General features: G+C 35.1%; 20 protein-coding genes. 12 read left to right on the plus strand and 8 right to left on the minus strand.

Annotation, left to right across the window (positions count from 1 at the left end; genetic code table 11):
• Positions 1-465 precede the first annotated feature (465 nt).
• Complete coding sequence (locus Q0P94_RS04330; protein ID WP_295114141.1) at positions 466-1119, minus strand: hypothetical protein; 654 nt, start codon at positions 1117-1119, stop codon at positions 466-468.
• Positions 1120-1710: 591 nt separating this feature from the next.
• Between Q0P94_RS04330 and Q0P94_RS04335 the strand changes: the two genes are divergently transcribed.
• From Q0P94_RS04335 to glmM (Q0P94_RS04345), 3 genes are all read left to right on the plus strand, one after another.
• Positions 1711-2421: a TIGR00297 family protein gene (locus Q0P94_RS04335; protein ID WP_295114212.1), complete on the plus strand. Its 711-nt coding sequence runs from the start codon at positions 1711-1713 to the stop codon at positions 2419-2421.
• Positions 2422-2538: 117 nt separating this feature from the next.
• Positions 2539-3777 carry a 2,3-bisphosphoglycerate-independent phosphoglycerate mutase gene (locus Q0P94_RS04340; RefSeq protein WP_295114143.1) on the plus strand — a complete coding sequence of 413 codons (1239 nt, stop codon included), beginning with the start codon at positions 2539-2541 and terminating at the stop codon, positions 3775-3777.
• Positions 3778-3785: 8 nt separating this feature from the next.
• Positions 3786-5123, plus strand: a complete 1338-nt coding sequence (glmM, locus tag Q0P94_RS04345; RefSeq protein WP_295114145.1) for a phosphoglucosamine mutase — start codon at positions 3786-3788, stop codon at positions 5121-5123.
• A gap of 41 nt (positions 5124-5164) precedes the next feature.
• Here glmM (Q0P94_RS04345) and Q0P94_RS04350 read toward each other — a convergent pair whose 3' ends face one another.
• Positions 5165-6226: a UPF0104 family protein gene (locus tag Q0P94_RS04350; protein ID WP_295114147.1), complete on the minus strand. Its 1062-nt coding sequence runs from the start codon at positions 6224-6226 to the stop codon at positions 5165-5167.
• Between the two features lie 560 nt (positions 6227-6786).
• Between Q0P94_RS04350 and Q0P94_RS04355 the strand changes: the two genes are divergently transcribed.
• On the plus strand, positions 6787-9231 hold the full coding sequence (locus Q0P94_RS04355; protein WP_295114149.1) for a hypothetical protein: 2445 nt from the start codon (positions 6787-6789) through the stop codon (positions 9229-9231).
• A gap of 136 nt (positions 9232-9367) precedes the next feature.
• On the opposite strand, the gene Q0P94_RS04360 is transcribed toward Q0P94_RS04355, so the two are convergent.
• Positions 9368-9535: a rubredoxin gene (locus Q0P94_RS04360; protein WP_292805434.1), complete on the minus strand. Its 168-nt coding sequence runs from the start codon at positions 9533-9535 to the stop codon at positions 9368-9370.
• A 168-nt stretch (positions 9536-9703) separates the two neighbouring features.
• Between Q0P94_RS04360 and glmU the strand changes: the two genes are divergently transcribed.
• The 5 genes from glmU to Q0P94_RS04385 are packed head-to-tail and all read left to right on the plus strand — an operon-like array spanning position 9704 to position 14447.
• Entirely contained in the window at positions 9704-10984 is a 1281-nt protein-coding gene (gene glmU, locus Q0P94_RS04365) for a bifunctional sugar-1-phosphate nucleotidylyltransferase/acetyltransferase (protein WP_295114151.1), read from the plus strand.
• 11 nt (positions 10985-10995) lie between these two features.
• Entirely contained in the window at positions 10996-11478 is a 483-nt protein-coding gene (locus Q0P94_RS04370) for a gamma carbonic anhydrase family protein (RefSeq protein WP_295114153.1), read from the plus strand.
• Between the two features lie 3 nt (positions 11479-11481).
• Positions 11482-12582, plus strand: a complete 1101-nt coding sequence (hisC, locus tag Q0P94_RS04375) for a histidinol-phosphate transaminase (RefSeq protein WP_295114155.1) — start codon at positions 11482-11484, stop codon at positions 12580-12582.
• Positions 12583-13290, plus strand: a complete 708-nt coding sequence (locus tag Q0P94_RS04380) for an anaerobic ribonucleoside-triphosphate reductase activating protein (RefSeq protein WP_295114157.1) — start codon at positions 12583-12585, stop codon at positions 13288-13290.
• A 20-nt stretch (positions 13291-13310) separates the two neighbouring features.
• Complete coding sequence (locus Q0P94_RS04385) at positions 13311-14447, plus strand: tetratricopeptide repeat protein (protein ID WP_295114159.1); 1137 nt, start codon at positions 13311-13313, stop codon at positions 14445-14447.
• A gap of 172 nt (positions 14448-14619) precedes the next feature.
• On the opposite strand, the gene glmM (Q0P94_RS04390) is transcribed toward Q0P94_RS04385, so the two are convergent.
• Together glmM (Q0P94_RS04390) and Q0P94_RS04395 are read right to left on the minus strand one after the other, a co-directional pair.
• On the minus strand, positions 14620-15984 hold the full coding sequence (gene glmM / locus Q0P94_RS04390; protein WP_295114161.1) for a phosphoglucosamine mutase: 1365 nt from the start codon (positions 15982-15984) through the stop codon (positions 14620-14622).
• A 57-nt stretch (positions 15985-16041) separates the two neighbouring features.
• The gene (locus Q0P94_RS04395; protein ID WP_295114163.1) at positions 16042-16440 is read right to left on the minus strand and encodes an RNA-binding protein; all 399 of its coding nucleotides are present in this window, start codon (positions 16438-16440) and stop codon (positions 16042-16044) included.
• An 85-nt stretch (positions 16441-16525) separates the two neighbouring features.
• Here Q0P94_RS04395 and Q0P94_RS04400 point away from each other — a divergent pair, with 85 nt between their 5' ends.
• On the plus strand, positions 16526-17158 hold the full coding sequence (locus Q0P94_RS04400) for a queuosine precursor transporter (protein ID WP_295114165.1): 633 nt from the start codon (positions 16526-16528) through the stop codon (positions 17156-17158).
• Here the strand turns inward: Q0P94_RS04400 and Q0P94_RS04405 are convergent.
• Positions 17155-18813: an ATP-dependent DNA ligase gene (locus tag Q0P94_RS04405; protein WP_295114167.1), complete on the minus strand. Its 1659-nt coding sequence runs from the start codon at positions 18811-18813 to the stop codon at positions 17155-17157. The genes Q0P94_RS04400 and Q0P94_RS04405 overlap by 4 nt on opposite strands.
• Positions 18813-20087: a phosphomethylpyrimidine synthase gene (gene thiC / locus Q0P94_RS04410; RefSeq protein WP_295114168.1), complete on the minus strand. Its 1275-nt coding sequence runs from the start codon at positions 20085-20087 to the stop codon at positions 18813-18815. Before thiC ends, Q0P94_RS04405 begins: the two co-directional genes overlap by 1 nt.
• Positions 20088-20185: 98 nt before the next feature.
• Here thiC and Q0P94_RS04415 point away from each other — a divergent pair, with 98 nt between their 5' ends.
• Entirely contained in the window at positions 20186-21040 is an 855-nt protein-coding gene (locus Q0P94_RS04415) for a methanogenesis marker 8 protein (protein WP_295114170.1), read from the plus strand.
• 9 nt (positions 21041-21049) lie between these two features.
• Positions 21050-21718 (plus strand): PolC-type DNA polymerase III, encoded by a 669-nt coding sequence (locus Q0P94_RS04420; protein WP_295114172.1) that lies wholly within the window; start codon positions 21050-21052, stop codon positions 21716-21718.
• 142 nt (positions 21719-21860) lie between these two features.
• Here the strand turns inward: Q0P94_RS04420 and Q0P94_RS04425 are convergent, their stop codons facing one another.
• Positions 21861-24059: a CDC48 family AAA ATPase gene (locus tag Q0P94_RS04425; RefSeq protein ID WP_295114174.1), complete on the minus strand. Its 2199-nt coding sequence runs from the start codon at positions 24057-24059 to the stop codon at positions 21861-21863.
• Between the last annotated feature and the right edge of the window lie 285 nt (positions 24060-24344).

Consider the following 24344-nt stretch of genomic DNA (forward strand, 5'->3'; position numbering starts at 1 on the left):
TGCTTTTTGCATTTCTGAACCGTATTCTGTGATGGTTCTGTGTGTTTGTGAGGATGAACAGCATTTGTTTCTTGATGGACAGTGTTTACATGCTTCGTAGTTATTGTATAGTCTTTTTATTTTATCTGGTTTTTCTGGGTCTTTGTGTGGTTCAGTGTATGTTTTAAAGTGATGCATATATTGGTTTTCTGGGCATTTGAATGCATCTAATTCATAATCGTATATGAAATTGTCTTTATGATGGGGATTTTCGTTTATTTTACCTGTTTTTTCTTTGGATTGTTTTCTAGTTGGTATTAATCCATCTATTTTTTATCTGCAAGGTAGGATAATGATATTTGGTTTAAGTATATTGTGTCGGGCTTATGTATTTTGGTTTGGTTTGTATGTTTCTTATTGCTTTTTCTGCGATGTTTGGTAGTTCATAATGGTCTGTAGGGTTTTGTGTGACGTTTATTGCACAGATTAGTTTGGTGTCATAATCGACTGCAGATTAGATATTATAGGCAACATGAAGTTTCCTTTCTTTCCTTTCATAAATCTGGCTTCTATATCATTTACAGGTATTCTGTCTTGTCCTGTGAATGTGAATTGTGTTTCTATTCCATATAATAGTTCTAATTTATCTTCATCATTCATGTCTTTCTTTTCCAGTAATCTTTGGGCAGGTTTGTGAAGTTTTTCAAGGCTTTCAGAGTCTATTGGTCGTCCTTCGTAGTAATCTACCAATATTTGTGTTTCTTTTTTGGTAATGGTGGTGTTGTTGGAATTGTATGCTTTTTTGATGGTTCCATCAATTGCAACGTGATTAAAATCAGTGAATCCTTCATCAAAGACCTTTTTTAAGGTCATTTTCAATAATACTTCGAAATAACAGCCATATTCTCTCCTGTATCTTTGAATTGATCTTTCTGATGGTCTGATATCATCACAAACGTATTTAAATATATCATGGTACCTTGCCATGTCTGTAATTATGGATGTTCTATCAATATATTGGATTTTAGCATAAACCAGTAATTTTAACATAGAATCAACAGGAAGGGAGTCCCTTCCTTTCTTTTTCTTAGGTTCTTTGATTTCCAAAAGTGGAAAAACTTCATCAATAAATTCGACCACAAAACGAGAAATATGATCCTTTGGAACATTTCAATCTAATGTCTTAATTCCTAATTTTGCTTGATTCTTATCAAATTTTCTTTTAACCATAAAAAACAACACCAAAACTAATTATACTTAATATAAAATATATACAACAAAGTATATAAACTCAACTGTTTAAAAATCAATTAAATTAAAAATAAAAAAATAAAATAAATCCAAACAACTAAAAACAAATAAATAATCTAAAAAATTTAAAATTACGAATTTTAAATTACTATGATAGAAAAATAATAAAAATTAAAGCAAAAAATTTTTTCACAAAAATTCAAAAATTAATTTTGGCGGACACCCTTTTACAAAATTATCAAAGTTGAATAAATTTATGTAGATTGGCTAATTATTTTTTCCAATTATATGTCTTCTCTTTATTTTAATTTAATATATGAGTAATATTTTTTATAGCAAATAATTTTCAATAAATATTATGATAGTAACTTTTAATAATTTTGCATAGTAAATTTTACCTGTTTTTCGAACGGCAATGTTATTAAGTAAGTTATTTATATGCTCTTAAACAAATATTTATAAAAAGTGAGAAGTAGTGTAATTATGAATGAAACATATATGATTAATTGGGCATATGTTATTCTTTTATTTATTCTAGGTTTTATTACATACAGAAGAAAATCCCTGGATTTATTCGGATCAGCAGTCATGATTATCATGGGTATTGTAATTATCTTTTCAGCGGGAGCAAATTGGTTGATTTTAATTGTCCTGTTTCTTGTCATGTCACTTCTTGCAACAAAATTCTCTAAAAAATATAAGATGTCCTTAGGTGAATTTGAAGGAAGAAGAACTTCCAAAAATGTTATTTCAAATGGTGTTGTGGCATGTTTCATGGCTGCATTTGGAGGGTACTATTCTACTTTTGTAGGTGGTTTTATAGGAGCCATTGCAACAGCGACTGCCGATACTTTGGCTTCCGAAATTGGGGTATTGGATCAGCATCCTCGCCTGATTACAACTCTTCAGGCTGTGGACCCTGGTACAAACGGTGCCGTATCTCCTTTAGGAACTCTAATTGCAATAATTGGGGCGGCAATAATTGGTATTGCAGCATTCCTTTTAGGTGTTGAATTTGATTTTGTAGCTGCAATAGTGGTTGCAGTTGTTTCCGGAACTGTAGGTTGTTTTATAGATAGTATTTTAGGTGCTCTTTTTGAAAATCATGGTTGGATGACCAATGAACATGTAAATCTTCTTGCAACAATCGCAGGTGCACTTGTTGGAATTTTCTTAATGAATTTATTTTAATCTATTTTTTATTTTCAATATTCAACATAATTTCATTTTTTCAAAGTTAATTTTAAATAAATTATTTTAACTATTAAATATAAAAATTATATTAGTATATTTTATTAGGTGATATTTATGAAAGGTCTTATTTTAATCATGGATGGTATGGGTGACCGTCCTATTAAAGAATTGGGAAATAAAACTCCTCTTGAAGCTGCAAATACTCCAAATATGGATAAAATGGCTGAAGAAGGAATAACTGGGATTATGGATTCAATCGCTCCAGGTATTATTCCTGGAAGTGATACCGCACACTTGTCCATTTTAGGATATGACCCTTATGAAGTATATACTGGAAGGGGTCCTTTTGAAGCAAATGGTGTCGGTGTTGATGTATTGCCTGGAGACATTGCATTCAGATGCAATTTCTCAACTGCAGATGAAAACCTAATAGTAACTGACAGGCGTGCAGGCAGAATCAAAGAAGGCACAAAAGAAATAGTCGATGTGTTGAACACAATGGTTTTGGAAGACTATCCAGACATCAAAATCATTTTCAAGGAATCCACAGGCCATAGGGCAGTTTTAGTTTTAAGGGGTGAAGGGCTTTCAGGTAAAGTAAGTGATGCAGACCCTAAAGTTGAAGGAAATAAACCAAAAGAAGTAAAAGCTTTGGACGATACTCCTGAAGCGGCGAAAACTGCAGACATATTGAATAAATTAGTTGTAAAAACTTATGAAATGGTTAAAGATCATCCTGTTAACTTAAAAAGAATTGAAGAAGGTTTGCCTCCTGCAAATATTGTCATTCCTCGTGGGGCAGGTGAAGTTCCTGTTGTGGAATCATTAAATGAAAAATATGAAGTTAATTCAGCATGCATAGCGGAAACAGGTCTTATTATGGGTATTGGAAGATTTGCAGGCATGGACATTATTGAAATGGACGATGTAACTGGTGGAATTGACACCAATTTAGAAAACATTAGGGATACAATTGTAGATCAGGTTAAAAATTCAGAACATGACTTTTTCCTTATAAACATCGATGGTGCTGATGAGGCTGGACATGACGGACAGACAAAAGAGAAAAAGGAATTCATTGAAAAGGTCGATGAAGTTGTAATGAGTGAACTGATAAAGCTTGAAGATGTCTATATTTATTTGACTGCAGACCACTCAACACCTATCTCTGTAATGAATCACTCAGGAGATCCTGTGCCGGTATTAATCAGAGGTCCTGAAGTCAGAACTGATGATGTTAAAGAATTCTCAGAACGTGCTTGTGCAAAAGGAGGATTAAACAGAATTAGGGGTGCTGATGTAATGAATATTATGATGGATTTAATGAATTATGCTCATAAATTTGGAGCTTAGGTGATGAAATGGCGGCTAAAAAACTTTTCGGAACATCTGGAATAAGAGGAAAGATTGGCTCTGAAGTAACATGTGAACTTGCATTGAATGTCGGTAAATCCTTAGCTTACTATTTGGGTAATGAAGGTTCTGTTGTTCTTGGATATGATACAAGGACAACAAATAAAATGCTTGATCAGGCAATTTGTGCAGGATTGCTTGAAAGTGGTGTGGATGTAATCAAAATTGGTATGGTTCCAACACCGTTGGTAGGTTATGCTACCGAAAAATTAGGTGCCGATGCGGGAATCATGCTTACTGCGTCCCATAACCCTTCCCAATATAACGGAATTAAATTATGGAATAAAAATGGAATGGCATACACTTCTGCTCAGGAAGCTAAAATTGAAGAAATTTATGGCGAAAAATCCTACATTTCCGTAACTTGGGATAAAATAGGTCGTTTAAGTATAAATGAAGAGATTAAAGGCCAGTATATTGATGATTTGGTTTCAATGGTGGATATTAAAGAAGGTCTTAAAGTTGTTATTGACTGTGCATCAGGTGCGGGAAGTGAAATATCACCTTTAGTATTTAGAAAAGCGGGATGTGAAGTTACCACCCTTAACTCACAACCGGATGGATTTTTCCCGGGAAGAAATCCTGAACCTAATGCAGAAAACCTTCAGACATTGATGAAAACAGTTGTAGCTATTGGAGCTGATTTGGGTATTGCACATGATGGTGATGCTGACAGAATGATTACTGTTGATGAAAATGGAGATATTTCCCCATTTGATTCATTGCTGGCATTAATATCCAAGGAATTTGATGGTGACATTGTAACAACTGTTGATGCAGGATTATGTATGGATGAATCCGTAAAAGGTGAAGTTTTAAGAACTCCTGTTGGTGATGTAAATGTGGCTGAAGTAATCATTGAAAAGAATGCCGCATTTGGAGGCGAACCATCCGGAACATGGTTGCATCCTGATTTCTGCATGTGTCCTGATGGAATCCTGTCAGGTTTAAGAATGGCAGAATTGGTTTCTAGGAAAGGCAAATTATCCAATCTTTTAGCTGAAATTCCTTCATATCCTAATATTCGTGAAAAAATTACCTGCTCTAAGGAAGCAAAAATCAAAGTCATGGAAAATATGGAAGAGTTGCTTAAAGGAGCATTTGATGATATTCGTGAAATCAACTCAATCGACGGTGTTAGATTAACATTTGAAGATGACAGTTGGGTTTTGGTAAGACCATCCGGAACTGAAGACTACATCAGAATAACTTTGGAATCCCGTGATGCAAAAAGGGCTGAAGAAATTAAAGAAACCTGTGTGGAAATTATTAATGAAAACTTATAGATGAGTTACTCATCTAACTATTTTTTTTTATTTTTAACATTTTATTGATTATCTGATTCATTTTTAAGAGATTTTTCAAGCTCTTCGGTTGATGCCTTTGGAGATATTCTCTCAAGAATTGATGATCCGTAATGTGGCAGGATTACAAGCCCTATGATTGTTGCCATCCAAAATGAAATCATCCTTTCAACAACGGTTACAGGTGCGGTTATTGCAGTTGAAATGCCTGAAGTTGAATACAGGTATATCATTGTTCCGTCAACTGCTCCAAGACCTCCTGGAAGCAATGGAATCATTCCTATAAGTGATGCAACGATGAACACTTCTCCAATTAGTGAAAAACTTGTCACTGCTCCAAATGCCAAAAAGACGAAGTACACTCTTGAAATTTCAACAATCCAGATTAGAAATGACAATGGAATTGTGGTGTATAATACTTTTTTATTTGAAATCAGAAGATTCATTGTATTTTGAAAACCGTTAATGTTTTCGTGTATTGTTTCTTCCAGATGCTCTGAATCCTTTTTAAATCGGTTGGTTAATCTAAATATAAATTTCTCAATACGATTTCCGAAATTTAAATTGATACACATATAAACAAGAATAATCAAAATCAGAATGATGGCTATTGCGGCTATAATCATAATTACTATAAGCCAATCAGGGATATTCGGACTAAAACTTAATGTGAATATTGTAATGACTGTCAAAACGATGAACGGAAATGTGTCCAATACTCTGTCTGCAACAACGGTAGCAAATGTCTCCTTAATTTTGTATCCATGTTCTTTTGCAAGGATATATGCCCTTACAGGTTCTCCTCCGCCACGACCTGAAGGTGTGATGTTGTTAATGGCAAATCCGACCATTGTAATCGGAAGCAATGTTTTAAAACTTATGTTTATATTTGCTGTTTTGTTAAGCATATTCCAGCGGAGATTGTACAAAAGAAAAGTAATAATCTGCAATGCTATGGCCAATCCTATTAACATCATATTAGCCATTTTCAAAGCATTCCATACCTTGTCCACACCAATTATTCCAAGCATCGCTGAAAAAATTACGATACTTGCGACCACAAATATTGCCGTTCTTTTATCCATCGATTAATTTTATAAATTTAATATTATAAATTAATTTTGATTTATTCAAAAATGGCTATATGGTGGGATATTTCAAATCAGTTACATTATATTAGTTTTAATCATTCAATAACTTATTTTTTCACTTTATTTTTAATAAAAACTTTTATATTGTCAATTTAGGTATTATGAGCATTGAATGAACTTATTGTTTTATGAGAAAAAAAGAATCTGTATGATTTTTTTGTTTAACATTATAATTTATGATTTTTATTCTATTTAAACTTGTATATCTAATTTTTTCAATGAAAGAAAAAGTTTTCTATAAGTTTTTTTTTATTTAATTGAGTTTAATGTATCTAAATAAATTTTTATCTTCTTTTAATTGGAATGGGGTGTAAAATACTTTGTAATATCTATTTAAAAAATTTAATCTTGTTTAATCTTTTTAAACAGTCTTTAAACACGTTATTGCTGTTAATTTTGTCATTGTAATATAAATATTACACTTATAGCTCAATTAAACCTTCTGGTTTCTTTATTGGCATAAGTATATATACTTTGGGCATTAGACTAAAATCATGTTTAATAGGAAAAACCTGTTAATTTTACTTTTATTTATAATTGCTGTCGGAACTGTATCTTCAGTAAGCGCTGCTGATGTGAACAATGAGACAGTAATCGATTCTACGGATGGTAATGTGGAATTAACAGATGATTTAAATGATAATAATTTGGCATCTGTTGAAAATGATGATGAAACAGTTGACAATGTACTTAAATTAAATGAAAAATCTTTCTATGATCTTCAGAATTTGATTGACAATGCAAAATCAGGATCAACAATTTCATTAACTTCTGATTATTATTGTGACTCTGATTTTGAGGGTTATGGAGTTGAAATCAATAAACCTCTGACAATCAACGGTAACGGACACACTATTGATGCGCAAGAGTATAAGGGAATATTTTTAATCTATTCTGATGGTGTTGTTTTAAATAACATAAAATTTGTAAACGGATTTGACGATTATGAAGGTGGTGCTGCATTATTTATTCTAAATAATTTAACTACTGTTAATAATTGTCAATTCATAGATAATGTGGCGGAAAAGGATGGTGGAGCAATATATACTTCAGGACGTCTTGTGGTCAATAACTGTAAATTCACAGGTAACCGTGCTGAGAATGGTGCGGCAATTTATGCTTTTTATCCTGATTATGGAGATGAATCTGTAACAATATCAGGTTCTACTTTTGAAAATAATCGTGCTAGTAGTTATGGTGGAGCTATATATTTGGATTCTGACACTCAGGATAAGTTATTTGCTGATGGTGCTGCTAAAAGCTATATAAAAAACACTGTATTCAGGGAGAATCAAGCAAAATATGGTGGTGCAATATTCAATTTCCAATACACCGATATTCTTAACGGTGAATTTTATGACAATTATGCCAGCGAGGGAGGTGGAGCTATCTATATGAACAATGGTTACGTGATTGTTGAAGATGATGGCGATGAATTCTCACAAACTTACGGATTGATTATTCACGGTACCTCTAAATTTATAGGAAATGAAGCTAATACGTATGGGGGAGCTATTAGACTTTACGCAGCTCCTGATCATGTTAAATATGGTGTTAAAGGATATTTCAGAGTTTCAGGCAACACTTTATTCGAGTCAAATTATGCGGGAACCGGCGGTGCATTATCTTTCAGTGGAGTGGCTGATGCTATTGTGGAAGATGCGACATTCAGATATAATGATGCTGACAGTCAGGGCAGTGCAATGACTAACGGTACTGCAGTTCGCTGTGTTTTTGAAGGAAATTCCGCTCCTGTAACTTACAATACTAAAATTATTGAAAATGTTGAAGGTAAATTAACATTGGTGCAATCAGGTTCCTATTATGGTGACAAGACCATAACTGTGACTTTAACCAATGCAAAGACTAATGCACCTTTGTCAGGTAAAAAAGTAAATATTGCAATTAATGGAAAATCTGTTACATTAACAACCAATTCCGCAGGTAAGGCTACCTATAAGGTTCCATTTGCCCCTGGAACTTACACAGCAACTGCAACAGTTTCAGACAAAAACATTAATGCAAAATCTGTAAAATTATCCAATATCAGAATTCTCAAAGCACCTATTACAATCGCCCCATATAAGCTGTCAACACCATACGATTCAGGAAAATATTTCCAGGTCAAGGTAGTCAACACCAAAACCAAAAATGCTGTTGGTGGAGTTAAGCTTAAATTGACTATCTACACTGGCCGTTCAGCAAGGGCTGTATATGTAAACACCAATTCTTTGGGAGTTGCCAAATACGCTGCGTCCACACTTGCAATTGGTGCTCATAAAGTTATTGTAAGCAATGCTCAGCCTGCATATTGCACAGGCACAAATAAAATCAGTTCAATTTCAGTTTCAAAGGCAAGTTACAGCATTTACGCTCCAAGGGTATCAAATGCATTTAAAATGGGCACATTTAATATAGCTGTTAAAAATAAGGTATCAGGCAAAGTTGTACCTGGTGTTGCACTTACAGTTAAGATTTACACCGGATCCAAATTCTCCACACTTGTGGTAAAAACCAATGCTAAAGGTGTAGCCAGCATAAGTACCAAAACTCTTGCAAAAGGCAGTCATAAGGTTGTAATCAACATTAAGGCCAATGCCAAATATAATGCGGCCGCTGCAACCAGCTATATTAACATTGTAAACAAAATACCTACAAAATTAGATTATGAGATGCCGTTAGTTTTCTATGCTACACATGATGGATATCACTCCCACACTTACGCTGTGAGGGTTTCTGTAATTTTAAAGGATAATACTGGAGAAATATTGAGAAAACCGGTAACATTAATCCATTCAGGTGGTTACACTGCCAATGGTTATTCTGGTGATTCTATCACTGTCAGTGGTGGAAGACCTGGAACTGTCACTATACGATTCGCCGGTGACAGTAGATATGCTGCAAGTTCCTATAAGATTGATTTAGGATATGATATTTAGATTAAACAAGAGATTTCATTCTCTTATCTTTTTTTTATTTTTTCTATAATTTCTTCATGTTTAAAATATTCTTTTTAAAAAAAGCAGGGAATTCATTAAAATTTAAATAAATAAAAATAGTAATTGAAGAAGAAATTTATTCTTCTTCTGCGATAAATGCGTCTATTCCGAGAGCTGCGCATTCTGGGCAAACCCAGTCATCTGGCATGTCTGCAGGAGTTTTTCCAGCAGGGATATTGTATGCAGGGTCGCCTTTTTCTGTATCAAATCTGTATTCACAGTGTAAACAAACATATACTGTCATTTTAAAATCTCCTTTTTAGTTTCACTATTATTGTTATAATAATAGCTAATTATATTTTGACTCTATTTTAACTCATATTTAAAATTACTTATTTTTTTAGGAAAGTTAATTAATAAGTAAGGAGTTAAACATATATCATTATAAGATAATTTTATAAGGGGATATAAAATGAAAGCGATTATTTTAAGTGCTGGTGAAGGGTCCAGAATGAGGCCGTTAACACTTACAAAGCCTAAGACCATGTTGCCAGTTGCCGGAAAGCCAATCATACAATATAATATCGAATCATTAAGAAACAACGGTATAACTGATATTTTATTAATTGTGCGGTACAAAGAAGAGATGGTTCGTGACTACTTTGGTGACGGTAGTGATTTCGGCGTTAACATAACTTATAAAACTCAAAAAGATTTCCTGGGAACTGCAAATGCAATTTCCTATGGGGAAGATTTCATTGAAGACAGTCTAATTGTTCTGAATGGAGATATCATTCTTGATGATGAAATCATCAATGAAATTATTAAAAAGTATAATTATATGAATCCTGACACATTGATGGTATTGACTGAAGTGGAAGACCCTTCAGCTTTTGGTGTTGTTGAAATAGAAGACGGAAACATTAAAAATATTGTTGAAAAGCCTAAAAAGGAAGATGCTCCAAGCAATCTTGTCAACACAGGAATCTATATTTTTAATAAAGATATTTTTGATAAGATTAAAAATACAGAAATCTCCGAAAGAGGAGAATACGAAATTACTGACTCATTATCTATGCAGATTGAAGATGACAAAAAGGTAATTGGCCATAAAACCAACAAGGATTGGATTGATGTGGGTCGTCCATGGGAATTGATTGAAGTTAATGAGGAACTGATAGGTCAACTTAAAACAGAAATCAAAGGAACTATAGAGGATGGGGCTCATATTCATGGGGAAGTATTTCTGGATGAGGGAAGTATCATTCGTGCCGGAGTTTACATTGAAGGAAATGTGTACATAGGTAAAAACTGTGATATTGGTCCTAATTCCTATATTCGTGGTAATTCCTACTTTGGCGATAATGTTCACGTTGGTAATGCAGTTGAAATCAAAAATTCAATTGTCATGGAAAACACTAACGTCAGCCACTTAAGTTATGTTGGAGATTCTGTGATAGGATCCAACTGTAACATAGCTGCCGGAACTAACATTGCTAACCTGAGATTCGACAATCAATCCGTCAAAACCAAAATCAAAAATAAGATGATAGACAGTGGAAGGCGTAAGCTTGGTTCAATCATTGGAGATTCTGTTAAAACAGGAATCAACTCCAGTTTTTCTCCTGGAGTAAAGGTCGGCCACAATTCCACTATTGGATCTGGGGTTTTGTTATATGATGATGTACCCTCCGATACCCGTGTATTGGTAAAACAAAATCATATCATACAAGATAAAAATAAGAAAAAATAATTGGCGATATTATGGAAAATAAAAAAGACTCTATTGTAATATGCCCTGGTGCACAAGTAATTGGTGATGTTGAATTGGGAGAAGACGTATCCATCTGGCATGGTGCCGTTTTAAGGGGGGATACTGATTCAATCACAATAGGTGACAATTCAAATGTCCAAGATAATTGTGTTGTTCACTGTACTGCTGGTTTTCCAGTTGAAATAGGAAAGAATGTCTCTGTCGGTCACGGAGCAGTTGTTCACGGATGCAAACTGGAAGACAACGTTTTGATTGGAATGAATGCAACTGTTTTAAACGGCGCATGCATAGGTAAAAATTCCATTGTGGGTGCAGGTGCTGTTGTAAGTGAGGGAAAGGAATTTCCAGAAGGAAGCTTAATACTGGGAGTCCCCGCCAAAGCAGTCAAGCAGGTCACAGAAGAACAGATTAAACATATTCAAGATAATGCAGATAACTACCTCAAACTTTCCAAACAATATAAGGAAGACTGAATTATGAAACCAAGACAAATTGTAGATGAAATGGATTCCTATGTTCCTGGCAGGTCACAAGATGAAATTGCAGAGGAATTCAACTTAAATAAAGATGAAATTATTAAATTAGGTTCAAATGAAAATCCCTGGGGTCCATCTCCAAAGGCTATGGAAGCTATTGAAAAGGAAATCATGTCAATTAACAGATATCCTGAGTCTCAGCTAAAAGAACTGGTTCATGAAATGGCTATGTATAGTGATGTTGATGACTCACAGGTTATTGTTGGTGGGGATGGAGCTGATGAAATCATAGATGTGCTTGCAAAAACATTCATTGATGAGGGTGATGAATTTGTTGTTCCGTTACCTTCCTACATGTATTATGAATACCTGTTGCAGCAGTATGGAGCCCATCCGGTTTATGCCAAATGGGATTTGGATAAAAACGAATTGGATGTGGATTCAATTTTTGACTGCATAAGCGAAAAAACAAAAATGATTTTTTTATGCAGCCCGAACAATCCTACAGGAACTTTAATCGGAAAAGAAATCCTTGCAGATATTGCAGCTAAAAATCCGAATATTCTCATTGTAATCGATGAGGCATACTTTGAATATTCCGAAGTCACAAACAAGGATTTGATTAATGAATATGATAATATTTTCATAATCAGAACAATGTCCAAGGTTTTAGGTCTTGCTGGTATGAGGATAGGTTATGGTTTGGCTTGTGCGGAGATTATTGAATATATGCATAGGATTAAGCCTGTATTTTCACTTACAAGATTATCTTTTGCCGCTGCTCTCAACACATTCAGAGACAAAAAATACATTGCCGAATCAATCGAAAAAGGAATTGAGTCAAGACAGTATTTATATGAAGAATTATCAAAAATCGATTCACTTAATGTATTTCCATCAAAATCTAATTTCATGTTGATTGGTGTTAAAGACACTGGTTTTACAGCATCTGAATTGGCTTTGGAACTTATGAAACGTGGAATTATTGTTAGAGATTGTACTTCTTTTAAGGGATTGGATGAATATTGGATAAGAATCAGTATTTGCACTCTTGAAGAGGATGAGAAATTTATTAATGTTATGAAAGAGGTTTTAAATTAAATGTTTATCGGTGGAACGGTAATATCTTCAGTGGAATTTCATGGAAATATGTCACTGGTTATTTTCATGTCAGGTTGTCCATTAACCTGCAGATATTGCCATAATGTTGAATTATTTGAAGATAAAACTGAATGGTCTCTTGAAAAAGTGAAAGAAGAGATAGATTCTTCTGCAGATTTTTTAGATGCCATTGTAATTTCCGGAGGGGAACCGTTGGTTCAGACTGATGCGGTCATAGAAATATTTAAATATGTTCGTGAACTGGGTCTTAAAACAAAATTGGATACCAGTGGAATTTATCCCGAAAAGATACGTGAACTTCTGAATCTTAAGCTTATCGATTATGTTTCTTTGGATGTCAAAACAACTTTTTCAAAATACAGAAAGATTACGGGATCTAATGTCGGATTCAAGGTTAAAAAGTCAATGGAATTAATAAACAGCAATCCTGATGTTCATCTTGAGTTAAGGACAACTTATGTTCCGACATTGCATACTAAAAAGGATATCCTCAATCTTGTTGATGAGATTGAAGGGGATATCTATACTCTTCAGCAATTCAGAAATAAGAATGTTTTAGACCCGGCTCTTGAAAAAGTGGAGGTTCCGAATCCTCATGACTTAAGAAAAATAGCTGAAGAAATCAAACCTTATTTCGACGGTCAGGTTAAAGTGAAAAGCGCCGAATTTGGAGAGCAGATAATTTAATATTAAATGGAGGTGTCAATTTGCCAATTTTATCTTTTTCAAGTAATGATATTGATGTTATTACTGGTAAAAAAACAAGAACTATACGTAAAACTTGGAAGACTCCTCTTAAAAAAGGTGATAGGCTTTATTGCTATTGGAATCTTGTATCTAAAGAAAAAATGAAGATTTTTGAAGCCATCGTAACTGATGTTGAAAACATTCCGTTCAGTGAAATTGAAGGCAATGAGGAATTGGCCAGACAGGAGGGATTTGAAGATGCAAAGGATATGCTTCGTGAATTTAAGAAGATGTATGGTGGCAGAATCGACAAATCCGAAGAGTTCCAAATAATCTATTTTGAAAAGCTCAACATTGACGATTGGAAAGGAGACAAGATAGATGAAAAGGCCATGATTACGAAAAGGGCAGATATTCTTTTTGACACTGGTAAGTTTGATAAATCTACAATGTGTTATGATGCCGCTTTAAGACTGGATCCAAATGATGTTTATTTGCTTAACAAGCAGGGAGATAACCTGTCCAGATTGGGCAGGTTCATTGATGCAATTGAATGTTATGACAAGGCATTGGAAATTGAGCCTGACAATGAGTATATTTTAAACAACAAGGCTATTGCCCTTTTAAATTCCGGAAATATTAATGAGGCATATAAATCAAGCACCATTGCATATAATTTCGCTCCAAGCAATCCTATCGTTTTGTATTGGAGAGGATTTATTCTGGAAATGCTGGGAAGATATGACCAGGCATTAAGGATTTATGACAAGCTTATTCAAATTGATGGCGAAAACCCTGAAGTATGGAACTCCCGCGGTAATCTGTTGACTGATATGGGAAGACCTGAAGAAGCTATCGAATCATTTAATAAAGCTGTAGAAGTTTGTTTGGATGATTCTGAAATGGATGCTTCCGCAATCAATAGGATGGGCAATGCCTTCATTGATTTGGGTAAATTCGATGAAGCTTTAGATTGCTTTAATAAAGCTATTTCTCTTGAAAAATACAATATTGACTTTTTATTAAATAAAGGTGTTGTATTGATGGAATTGGGAAAATTTGAAGAAGCGGTAGATAGTTTTAATCAGGTGTTGCTTAGAAATCCGGATAATGAGGATGCATTTTTCTTAAAAGAGGAATGTTTGGAAAACTTTTAGATATTTGGTTTTGTGATGTAGATTGCTGTTCTACACTTTATTAATTTTTATTTTACATTTGCTTATTTTAGAAAAAAGATTATTTTAATTTAATGAAATCCTATATCTTGTGATTTAATTATTCATAAAATCAATTTAATGAGAATAAAATTTGGTGATGGTGGGAGTTTAATTATTTTTTATATTTTTTAATTAAACTCATTCCCCATTCGGTCATTTCGTCTGCTTTTTCCTGTGAGTCTGATTCTGAAAAGCATCTGAAAATTGGTTCTGTTCCGGATGGTCTTATGATTACCCATCCATCTTCTTTAAGGATTTTTACACCGTCTGTCAGGTCTAATTTAAAATCTGTTGTAGTTTTAATCTCTTCTGCAATGTTGTTCATTACTTCCTGCTTTTGATCGTCGCTACATTCGATTTTCATTTTACTTGAATAATAAATTGGAAGCTCTGAAACTAATTGGGACAATGTTTTTTTCTCTTTGGCAATTGTTTCTAAAATTTTTGCCACAGTCATTACAGCATCCCTTCCATAAACGAAGTCAGGGAAAATTAAACCGCCATTTTCTTCCCCTCCAAACAGACCATTTTCCTCTTTGAGTTTACGGGCTACAAGCAAATCTCCAACAGCGGTGGCTATAACTTTACCGTTGTATTCTTCTGCAATATCATAAATTGCCTGTGATGTAGCAACGGTTGTAACGATTGTTCCTCCATTGTTTTCTTTAAACATTTGTTTTTCTACAAGTGTGAATGTTTTATCTCCCAAAACAAAGCTGCCATTCTCATCAATGCAGATGGTTCTGTCTGCATCTCCGTCATGTGCAAGACCGATATCTGCGTTAAGATTTTTAACAACATTTATTAACTCCTGCAAGTTTTCTTCAATCGGTTCTGGGTCACGGCCTGGGAAAAATCCGTCAGCTTGACAATTGAGTGTTGTTACTTCACAGCCAAGTTTTCTAATCAGGTATGGTGCAGTGTATGATCCTGCTCCTGAACCGCAATCCACGACAACTTTCAGATTTGCTTCTTTGATTGCCTTGGCATCAACTTTGGAAATTGCTTCATCGATATACTCCTCAATGATTTTGTCATTTTTGTATAATTTTCCAATTTCAGACCAATGTGCTCTTTTAGGTTCTCCGTCAAAGTACAGTTTTTCGATTGCAAGATCCATTTCATCAGGTATTCCAATACCGAATTCATCCAAAAATTTGAGACCGTTATATTTTGGAGGATTGTGTGAAGCGGTAATCATCACTCCTCCGTCGTAATATTTGCGAACGGCATACTGAACAGCTGGTGTCGGCAAAATTCCTAAATCCACAACATCACATCCGGAAGATAAAAGTCCGGCTTTTACAGCTTCCATAAGCATAGGGCTTGATGTTCTGGTATCTCCTCCGACAGCTACAGTGCCTTGAATTTGTGTTCCATAACACGCTGCAAGTCTTGATGCGAATTCTGGGGTTAATACATCATTTGCAGTTCTTCTAACTCCAAATGTTCCAAATAATCGTTTTTTATCAGACATATTAGTAAATCCTTAAAATTTGTTTTATATTATTTTTGAATTTTAGTTAATAAATATTTAACTAGTTATTTTAAGACTGTCTCCCGATGACAAAATTAATTCGAGCTGTGAATTGTATTCGGTGATTTTTCCAACAATCTCCACTTTCTTGTCTTTAAAATCATTGATGTCCAAGTTATTTGATTGTATCTCGACCGCCTGACTTTCAAAGATTATTAAAGGCATCTGTCCGGTTCCATCATTAACTGTCAAAAAATAACTGCTTTTGGAGCTTGATTGGGATATATCCTGAATCACGCAATCGATTTTAACCTCTTCGTCTATCATTCCTCTGTTGATGTCCTTAATGTCAATTTCCTTAACTTCAATTGTGGGGGTGAATATAATCAGGCCGATTATTCCGATAAGAGAAGTTATTAAAGCTATTTTTAATAGTTTTTCATCTGTAATTTCCATAAGATGCTATTATTTTTTATAATTAAAATAGGTGATAGGATTTTGATTTGTAAAATTTATATCTTGAAAAAATTAAACTATACTCATGTTTGATAATCTTACAAAAGTGGAATTGTATTCTGTGCTGACCGGAATTTTCACCGCCTGTCTGATAATATCCAATATTATCGCAGGCAAGACCTTCTCGTTCTTTTCGTTTGTTCTTCCCTGTGGGGTGATTATATTTCCGGTGATTTATATCGTAAATGATGTTTTGGCTGAGGTATATGGTTATCGAAAGGCAAGAAATGTAATTCTGCTCGGATTTTTTATGAATATGGTTGCAGTAATCTGTTATGCTGTAACAATTTATCTTCCGGCACCAGTGTTTTTTGAAAACTCTGAAGCATTTAATGCTGTCCTTGGAAGTACCTGGAGGTTATTGCTCGCAAGTTTTCTTGCATATCTTGCAGGTTCTCTGGTAAATGCAAAACTGATGGTATTTTTGAAAGAAAAATCAGAAGACAGCTTATTTTTCAGGTGCATCGTATCAACTTTTGTAGGTGAAGGGTTGGATGCCATAATCTTTATTTCAATTGGATTTTTAGGAACAATGCCTTTGGAAGCTTTAATTTCAATGATTATAGCTCAGGCGATATTTAAAACGGTATATGAAATAATTGTGTATCCTTTAACAAAATATGTGATTGGTAGTGTCAAGGCACTACCTGAAAACTAATGTCCTGTATGATACATTGAAAGCAATCTTTCAACGGTATCTGCATCCATAGGACTTTTATCTTTTCTGATGTTTTTAACAACAGGGAATCTTAAGGAATAACCGGTTTCATATTCGGGAGATTCGACAATTTCGGAGAATGCGATTTCCAAAACGATTTTAGGTTCGACAGTTATTTCCCTGCCTTTGGTGGAAATTTCAAGTTCCTTCATTTTATTGGTCAGATATTCTAATGTCGCATCGTCAAGACCTGTTGCGGCATAAGCAACTGTTTTAAAGTCATCATTTTCATCCCTAAGCGCCACCAGATATGATCCGACAAAGTCTCCACGTTTTCCTATTCCATATGTTCCTCCGACAATCACCATATCCAATGTTTCAGGTTCTGCCTTATATTTAAGCATCTTTTTACCTCGCAATCCCGGAATATACTCTGATGATGCATCTTTAATCATTATTCCTTCATGGCCTTCGTCGATTGAGGTTTCGAATAACTTTTGAATCTCGTCAATGTTGTCTGCAGTTCCAACTACCATTGTACTTAAATTCATTTCATCAATGGAAGTGTCTACAATACTTTCCAAGGTTTCCCTTCTAATTTTTAGGGGTTCATCAATCATTGGAACCTTATAGTACATCACATCAAAGAGAAATACTTTCAGGGGAACATTTTCCATAGCCTCTTCCACATTGTGTTTTCTTCGAACCCTATGCAGAACATTTTGGAAAGGCAACGGTTTACCGTCTCTTGTGGCTATGACCTCTCCTTCTACAATGTAGTCTTCATGAGGTAAGTGTTCGTCGAACAGTTCAACAATTTCTGGAAGGGCGTGTGTAATGTTTTCAAGTCTTCTGGTGAATATTTTGATTTCCGAACCGTTTCTGTGAACTTGCAGCCTTATTCCGTCATATTTGGTATCGCAGATTGCTTCACCCATTTCAGGAATAATCTCTTCAAGTGGGGGTGCAAGCTGTGCAAGCATAGGTTTTACAGGAGTTCCGGGAGTTAAATTGAGTTTTTCCAATCCTTCGCTTCCTTCTTCTTTTGCAGTTCTTGCAACTACTGAAAAGTCATTTGTAAGCATTTGTGCCCGTTCAACAATAGCCTTGTCAATGTCGAATGCCTGAGCAATAGCATCTCTAACCACTCCATCTCCAACACCAATTCTAAGCTCTTCTGTTATAGTACGGGTTAGGTATTTGGCTTCAGTAGCACTGGCCTGACTTAATAATTCCAATATGATTGCAATTTTACGGTTGGTAGATCTTGAACCGCTTATCTGTGATAGTTTACGTAAGCTATTGAATACAAAATCAATTGTTAAAGGTTTTGAGAAAAATGTCATTTGGGACTTTTTAGCATATAATTTGATGCATGCAAGACCTATGTCTCCTTCATCACGGACGGCATCCTCCACTGCTGATTGTGTGGTTCCAACAGCTTCAGCAACAGCTCTTTCAACTAATTTTCCGCCAATTCCAATTTCTTCTGAGCTCCATGCCGGAAATACGACGCCCAATATCAATAATCCTACTTTTTCAATAGTATCTGAATCTAATTTTTTCAGATATTCAGCTATTATTTCAGTCTTTTCCAGTCTTTTTGTAGTTGCTTCTAAGCTTGAATAAACATCTACCAATTCTTGATATTTCATCAGAAATCGCCTTTTGCTATTTTTACTGCACAATATTCTCCGCACATTGCACACATTTCATCGTCATCAAGTTCGCATTTGTCTCTGTAGGTTCTAGGTTTTGATTTATCAAGAGCCAGGTCAAATTGAGCTTCCCAATCAAATTCTTTTCTAGCTTTTGCCATTGCATGTTCCTTTTCCCATGCCTGTGGAAGTCCTTTTGCAACATCAGCTGCTTGAGCCGCAATCTTTGAAGCTATCACTCCTTCCTTAACATCTTCCAAACTAGGAAGTGATAAGTGTTCTGCAGGTGTTACGTAGCACAAAAAGCTTGCACCTGCGGTGGCAGCTATTGCTCCACCTATTGCTCCGGTGATATGGTCGTAACCTGGTGCAAGATCTGTTACAAGGGGTCCCAATACATAGAATGGGGCGCCGTGACATATTGTTTTTTGAAGTTCCATATTTGCCGTAATCTGGTTTAATGGCATGTGTCCGGGTCCTTCCACCATTACCTGAACATTCGCATCCTGCGCCCTTTTAACAAGACCTCCTAAGTTTACAAGTTCTTGAATTTGAGGGATATCGCTTGCATCTGCTTGACAGCCCGGCCTCAGGCCATCGCCCAGTGATAATGTAATGTCGTATTCATAGGATAATTCAAGTAAATAATCGTAATTTTCGTATAACGGATTTTCCATGTCGTTGTGATTAATCCAGGAAGCCATGAATGTTCCTCCACGGCTAACAATTCCCATCATTCTGTTTGCATCTTTTAACTTTTGAACCAGATCTTTTGTAATTCCGCAGTGAAGTGTCATAAAGTCCACTCCTTCTTTTGCCTGTTTTTCAATAGCTTTAAAGATGTCATCAGGGTCCATATCAATAATTTCTCTATTCTTGGCCAGTGTAATGACGCCGGCCTCGTAAATAGGCACTGTTCCGATACAGATGTCTACAGCATCCATTATCTTTTTTCTGAATAATTTCAAATCGGAACCTGTGGAGAGGTCCATTAATGCATCCGCACCATATTCCTGTGCCAGTTTTGCTTTGTTGATTTCCAGTTCAATGTCATCAATCTTGGATGATGATCCAATATTTGCATTAATTTTTGTTTTAAGGCTTTCACCAATACCGCAAGGTTTTGAATGACCGTTAATATTTTTAGGAATAACTACAGTTCCTTTATCAATCAATTTAGCTAGTTTATTAACATCAATGTTTTCCATTTCTGCAACATATTCCATTTCGGGGGTAATGTTGCCTTTTTGAGCTTCACTTTTTTGAGTCAATTTTATCCCTCATGTTGACTAATCACAGATAATTTTGTTCGTTCAAGTATATAGATTTATAATAGATATTATTATACTATTAATTAGTTGGTGGTTATATGGTTAAAGATAGACATGTGATTGAAACATTGGGAAAGGTAGAAGTTGTCATTGAAAATGGTGAAATAACAAGTGTGGGATCATCTGATGTAAAATACTGTCCGATGTTTCATGCAATGCATGGGGTGGAAGAGCTGAATGAAGAATTCATTCGCAAAAACATCAATTTCAGAATAAAAGATTTTGGAATGTGTACACCTGAAAGAGTAATCGAAATGGATGATGCGGTAACGGTAGGGATTTCTGAAATTCTTAAAACAAACATTGAAAAAGGAAATATTGATTGTGTTGTAGGGGCCTGTGACGGTGCAGGAACATTACTGATGACTAATCCTCGCGTTGTGCAGGGTGTCGGAGGAAGAGTATCTGGCCTTGTGAGTACAACTCCGATTCCGGAGGTCATCAAAAATCTCGAAGAAAAAGATTGTATCATATTGAATCCGGAAACTGCGGAGTTGAATCAACTTGAAGGTTTAAAATTGGCTCTCGATAATGGATTTAAAAATATTGCAATTACAATTTTGCCTTCTCCGATGGTTGAGGAAATAAGAAATTATCCTGTGGATGACGATGTCAACATTTACATTTTTGTTGCCCACACAACAGGTGCAAAAGCTGACGAAGTCAAAATGTTATTCGATAATGCGGATATTGTTACTGCCTGTGCCTCAAAAGCCATTTCAGAGTATGCCGATAAATATGAACCTTATTATTATGGTATGAAAGTTCCGATTTTTTGTGCAAGTGAAGATGGCCGCAGACTATTGGATATCAGACTTGAAAAAATCGGAAAACCTCTGTCAACAAATGTTTATCCAAGAAACAAGGACGATGCTCCTTACAAATTAATTTAGGATGTTACTATGAAGGTAATTTATTTTGATACTGAAACTACAGGTTTGAATTGTAAAACCTGCCAGATAATAGAGCTTGCAATGCTTACCGTAATTGACGGTGAAATTACTGACACTTATGATGAATTCATCAATATCGGCTGTCAATTGCCTCCTAAAATCACTCAAATCACAGGCATCACTGATAAAATGCTTTGTGATGAGGGGATAAGTGAAAGGAGTGTTGCTGAAGATTTGAAAAATAGGTTAACTCCGGGTACTTTGATGGTGGCGCATAACTGTCAGTTTGATTTGTCATTTGTTTATTTCTTGTTAAAAAGGCATTTTCCTGAGGAAGCTGATGAAATAGTTGGAAATGTTGACTGGATTGATACATTGACTGTTCTGAAGGACCGCAAGGATTATCCTCACAAGTTAATCGATGCCGTTGAAAATTATGCTGTTGAAAAAGTCAATTTCCATAGGGCAATTGATGATACAAAGGCGTTATATCATGTAACTTTGGCAATGAAAAAAGAAAGGAATGATTTAACAGAATATAAAAATATCTTTGGTTTTAATCCTAAATGGGGAATTGGAGGTTATAGGTTTTCTTTTATAAAATATCAAAGCCAGCCATACCATAACCGGGGATTTTTGCCTTATGAAGATATTTTGCCGGAAAAAGTTAATAAATGAATTTGATTGTAATTCTATCATAATAAAAGTTGAATATTTGGAGGTTGTGTGGGAAGGGTCTGTTCTTCCCACTAAATATGGTTAGAAAGTTTTTTGGTAATTATCAATGGAGGAAAAAGGAAGAAATAGGGTTATTTCTTCCTTACATATATTGAACTAATTGTTCTTCTTCTTTTTGTTCTGGCTTCACTTTTTCGCTGGCTTCTTTGAAGTATTTGTTTGAGATTTCGGTGGTTTCTAAGTTATCTCTCAATGCAAGCATTGCTGCTTCACGGCATACCGCTTCAATATCTGCCCCGACGTATCCTTCGGTCTGTTTAGCTAATTTTTTGAGGTTGACATCGTCTGCTAAAGGCATATTTTTTGTATGTACTTCAAAGATTGCAAGTCTTGCTTCTTCATCGGGTTCTTTTACTTCGATGTGTCTGTCAAATCTGCCAGGTCTCATTAAACCGGCATCCAAAATGTCAGGTCTGTTGGTAGCTGCAATAATAGCTACATCCTCGAGTTCCTCTAGTCCATCCATTTCAGTCAGTAACTGATTAACAACTCTTTTTGTGACTCCACTGTCTCCATCATTGCCGCTACGGGCACTTGCGATTGCATCAATTTCATCGAAGAAAATCACAGTAGGTGCTGCTTGTTTTGCTTTTCTGAATACTTCGCGTACTCCTTTTTCGGATTCACCAACCCATTTGGATAAAAGTTCAGGTCCTTTAACGGAAATGAAGTTAGCTTCACTTTCGCTGGCCACAGCTTTTGCAAGTAATGTTTTACCGGTTCCAGGAATTCCGTAAAGCAATGTTCCTTTTGGAGGTCTTATTCCTAGACGTTGGAATGTTTCGGGATGTTTTAAAGGCCATTCGATTGCTTCTTTCAGTTCCTGTTTCACATTTTCCAGTCCACCAATATCTTCCCATTTGATGTCGGGAATTTGTACAAGAACTTCCCTTAAGGCTGAAGGTTGGATTTCTTTTTGAGCATTCTTGAAGTCTTCTCCGGTTACTACGATTTTTTCCATTACCTCTTTTGGAATCTCTTCGTCGTTTTGTATTTCTGGAAGAATTCTTCTGACTACTCTCATTGCTGCTTCTTTACATAATGATTCGAGATCTGCTCCTACAAATCCATGAGTTGTATTTGCAATCTTATCTAAGTCAACATCATCTGCAAGAGGCATGTTCCTTGTGTGAATTTCAAGTACTTCTTTTCTTTCTTCAGTGTCCGGGACTCCAATTTCGATTTCACGGTCGAATCTTCCAGGTCTTCTGAGTGCCGGGTCAAGGGAGTCTGGTCTGTTTGTTGCACCAATAACAACTACCTGTCCACGGGATTTCAGACCATCCATTAAAGTTAAAAGTTGAGCAACGGTTCTTCTTTCAACTTCACCATTGGTTTCTTCTCTTTTTGGAGCGATTGCATCAAGTTCATCTATGAATATGATTGAAGGTGAATTCTCTTCTGCTTCTTCGAAGTATTCTCTTAAGTTTTCTTCAGATCCGCCCACATATTTGCTCATAATTTCAGGACCGTTAATAGCAATGAAATGAGCATCACTTTCACTAGCTACTGCTTTAGCCAGTAATGTTTTACCTGTTCCTGGTGGGCCATGCATTAATACTCCTTTTGGAGGTGCAATACCTAATTTTTCAAAGAGCTCTGGTCTTTTAAGAGGAATTTCAATCATTTCTCTTACTTTTTTAACTTCTTCTTTCAAACCTCCGATGTCTTCATAACTTACATCTACAAGGTTTCCGACACCTTCGATTTTACTTACATCAACCGGACTCTCATATAATTGAACTTCGGTATTTGGACCTACAATTACAATGTCTTTTGGAGTTGTGGATACTACTGCAAATTTGATTTCTTTCATTGCCGGAGTGTAGTCCATCAGTTCATCAAAAAGACTGTTGAAACCCCTGCCCATACTTGGCCTTGGAGCTCTGATTTGTGATCCTATGATGTCTCCTTGAACCATTACTTTTCCGGCAAACAATCCGCGCACGTCACCTTGTACTCGAATATTATTTTCTATTGGTGCTAAAACAACTTTTTTAGCTTCAGTAGCGGCAGTTTTTTTAATTGTTACTTCTCCACCGATTGTTGCTCCTGAATTTTTACGGACCAATCCATCGATTCTAATAACTCCAAGACCAATATCGGTTTGTGAAGGAAGAGCGATAGCTGCAGTTTTTCTATCACCAACTATTTCAATAAGGTCTCTTTCATGGATTCCTAAATCATCCATTACATTAGGATCAAGTCTTGCAACGCCTTGACCAACATCCTTTTGTGATATTGCTTCTGCAACTTTTAGAGTAATTTCTTTTTCTGCCATGATATCATCTCCTTTGAAATGGCTGTAATGTAATAATTGTAATCTGTTGCGAAAATCTTTTATTAACTTTTGGTAAGTTTATTAATTTTCGACAATATAACATAGTATGTTTTAATATATAAAGCTTTCGGTCAAAAATTTAAAAAAATTCTTTCTTATTTATTTTTATTTTAAATAAAAAAAGTTAATTTTTATTTTTTTAAGAAATAACTAATTATAATATTTAATTAAATAAAAATAAATTTCAAGTGATGGTTATATTTGAAATAAAAATTTAATTACTTT

This window comes from uncultured Methanobrevibacter sp. (assembly GCF_946184425.1).
In the GTDB taxonomy this organism is placed as follows: Archaea; Methanobacteriota; Methanobacteria; order Methanobacteriales; family Methanobacteriaceae; genus Methanocatella.

Excerpts from the sequence above, each read along its gene's own strand:
- Q0P94_RS04340 (WP_295114143.1), top strand. The coding sequence starts at position 2,539 with ATGAAAGGTCTTATTTTAATCATGGATGGTATGGGTGACCGTCCTATT.
- glmM (WP_295114145.1), top strand. The coding sequence starts at position 3,786 with ATGGCGGCTAAAAAACTTTTCGGAACATCTGGAATAAGAGGAAAGATT.
- Q0P94_RS04350 (WP_295114147.1), bottom strand. The coding sequence starts at position 6,226 with ATGGATAAAAGAACGGCAATATTTGTGGTCGCAAGTATCGTAATTTTT.
- Q0P94_RS04355 (WP_295114149.1), top strand. The coding sequence starts at position 6,787 with ATGTTTAATAGGAAAAACCTGTTAATTTTACTTTTATTTATAATTGCT.
- Q0P94_RS04360 (WP_292805434.1), bottom strand. The coding sequence starts at position 9,535 with ATGACAGTATATGTTTGTTTACACTGTGAATACAGATTTGATACAGAA.
- glmU (WP_295114151.1), top strand. The coding sequence starts at position 9,704 with ATGAAAGCGATTATTTTAAGTGCTGGTGAAGGGTCCAGAATGAGGCCG.
- Q0P94_RS04370 (WP_295114153.1), top strand. The coding sequence starts at position 10,996 with ATGGAAAATAAAAAAGACTCTATTGTAATATGCCCTGGTGCACAAGTA.
- hisC (WP_295114155.1), top strand. The coding sequence starts at position 11,482 with ATGAAACCAAGACAAATTGTAGATGAAATGGATTCCTATGTTCCTGGC.
- Q0P94_RS04380 (WP_295114157.1), top strand. The coding sequence starts at position 12,583 with ATGTTTATCGGTGGAACGGTAATATCTTCAGTGGAATTTCATGGAAAT.
- glmM (WP_295114161.1), bottom strand. The coding sequence starts at position 15,984 with ATGTCTGATAAAAAACGATTATTTGGAACATTTGGAGTTAGAAGAACT.
- Q0P94_RS04395 (WP_295114163.1), bottom strand. The coding sequence starts at position 16,440 with ATGGAAATTACAGATGAAAAACTATTAAAAATAGCTTTAATAACTTCT.
- Q0P94_RS04400 (WP_295114165.1), top strand. The coding sequence starts at position 16,526 with ATGTTTGATAATCTTACAAAAGTGGAATTGTATTCTGTGCTGACCGGA.
- Q0P94_RS04405 (WP_295114167.1), bottom strand. The coding sequence starts at position 18,813 with ATGAAATATCAAGAATTGGTAGATGTTTATTCAAGCTTAGAAGCAACT.
- Q0P94_RS04415 (WP_295114170.1), top strand. The coding sequence starts at position 20,186 with ATGGTTAAAGATAGACATGTGATTGAAACATTGGGAAAGGTAGAAGTT.
- Q0P94_RS04420 (WP_295114172.1), top strand. The coding sequence starts at position 21,050 with ATGAAGGTAATTTATTTTGATACTGAAACTACAGGTTTGAATTGTAAA.
- Q0P94_RS04425 (WP_295114174.1), bottom strand. The coding sequence starts at position 24,059 with ATGGCAGAAAAAGAAATTACTCTAAAAGTTGCAGAAGCAATATCACAA.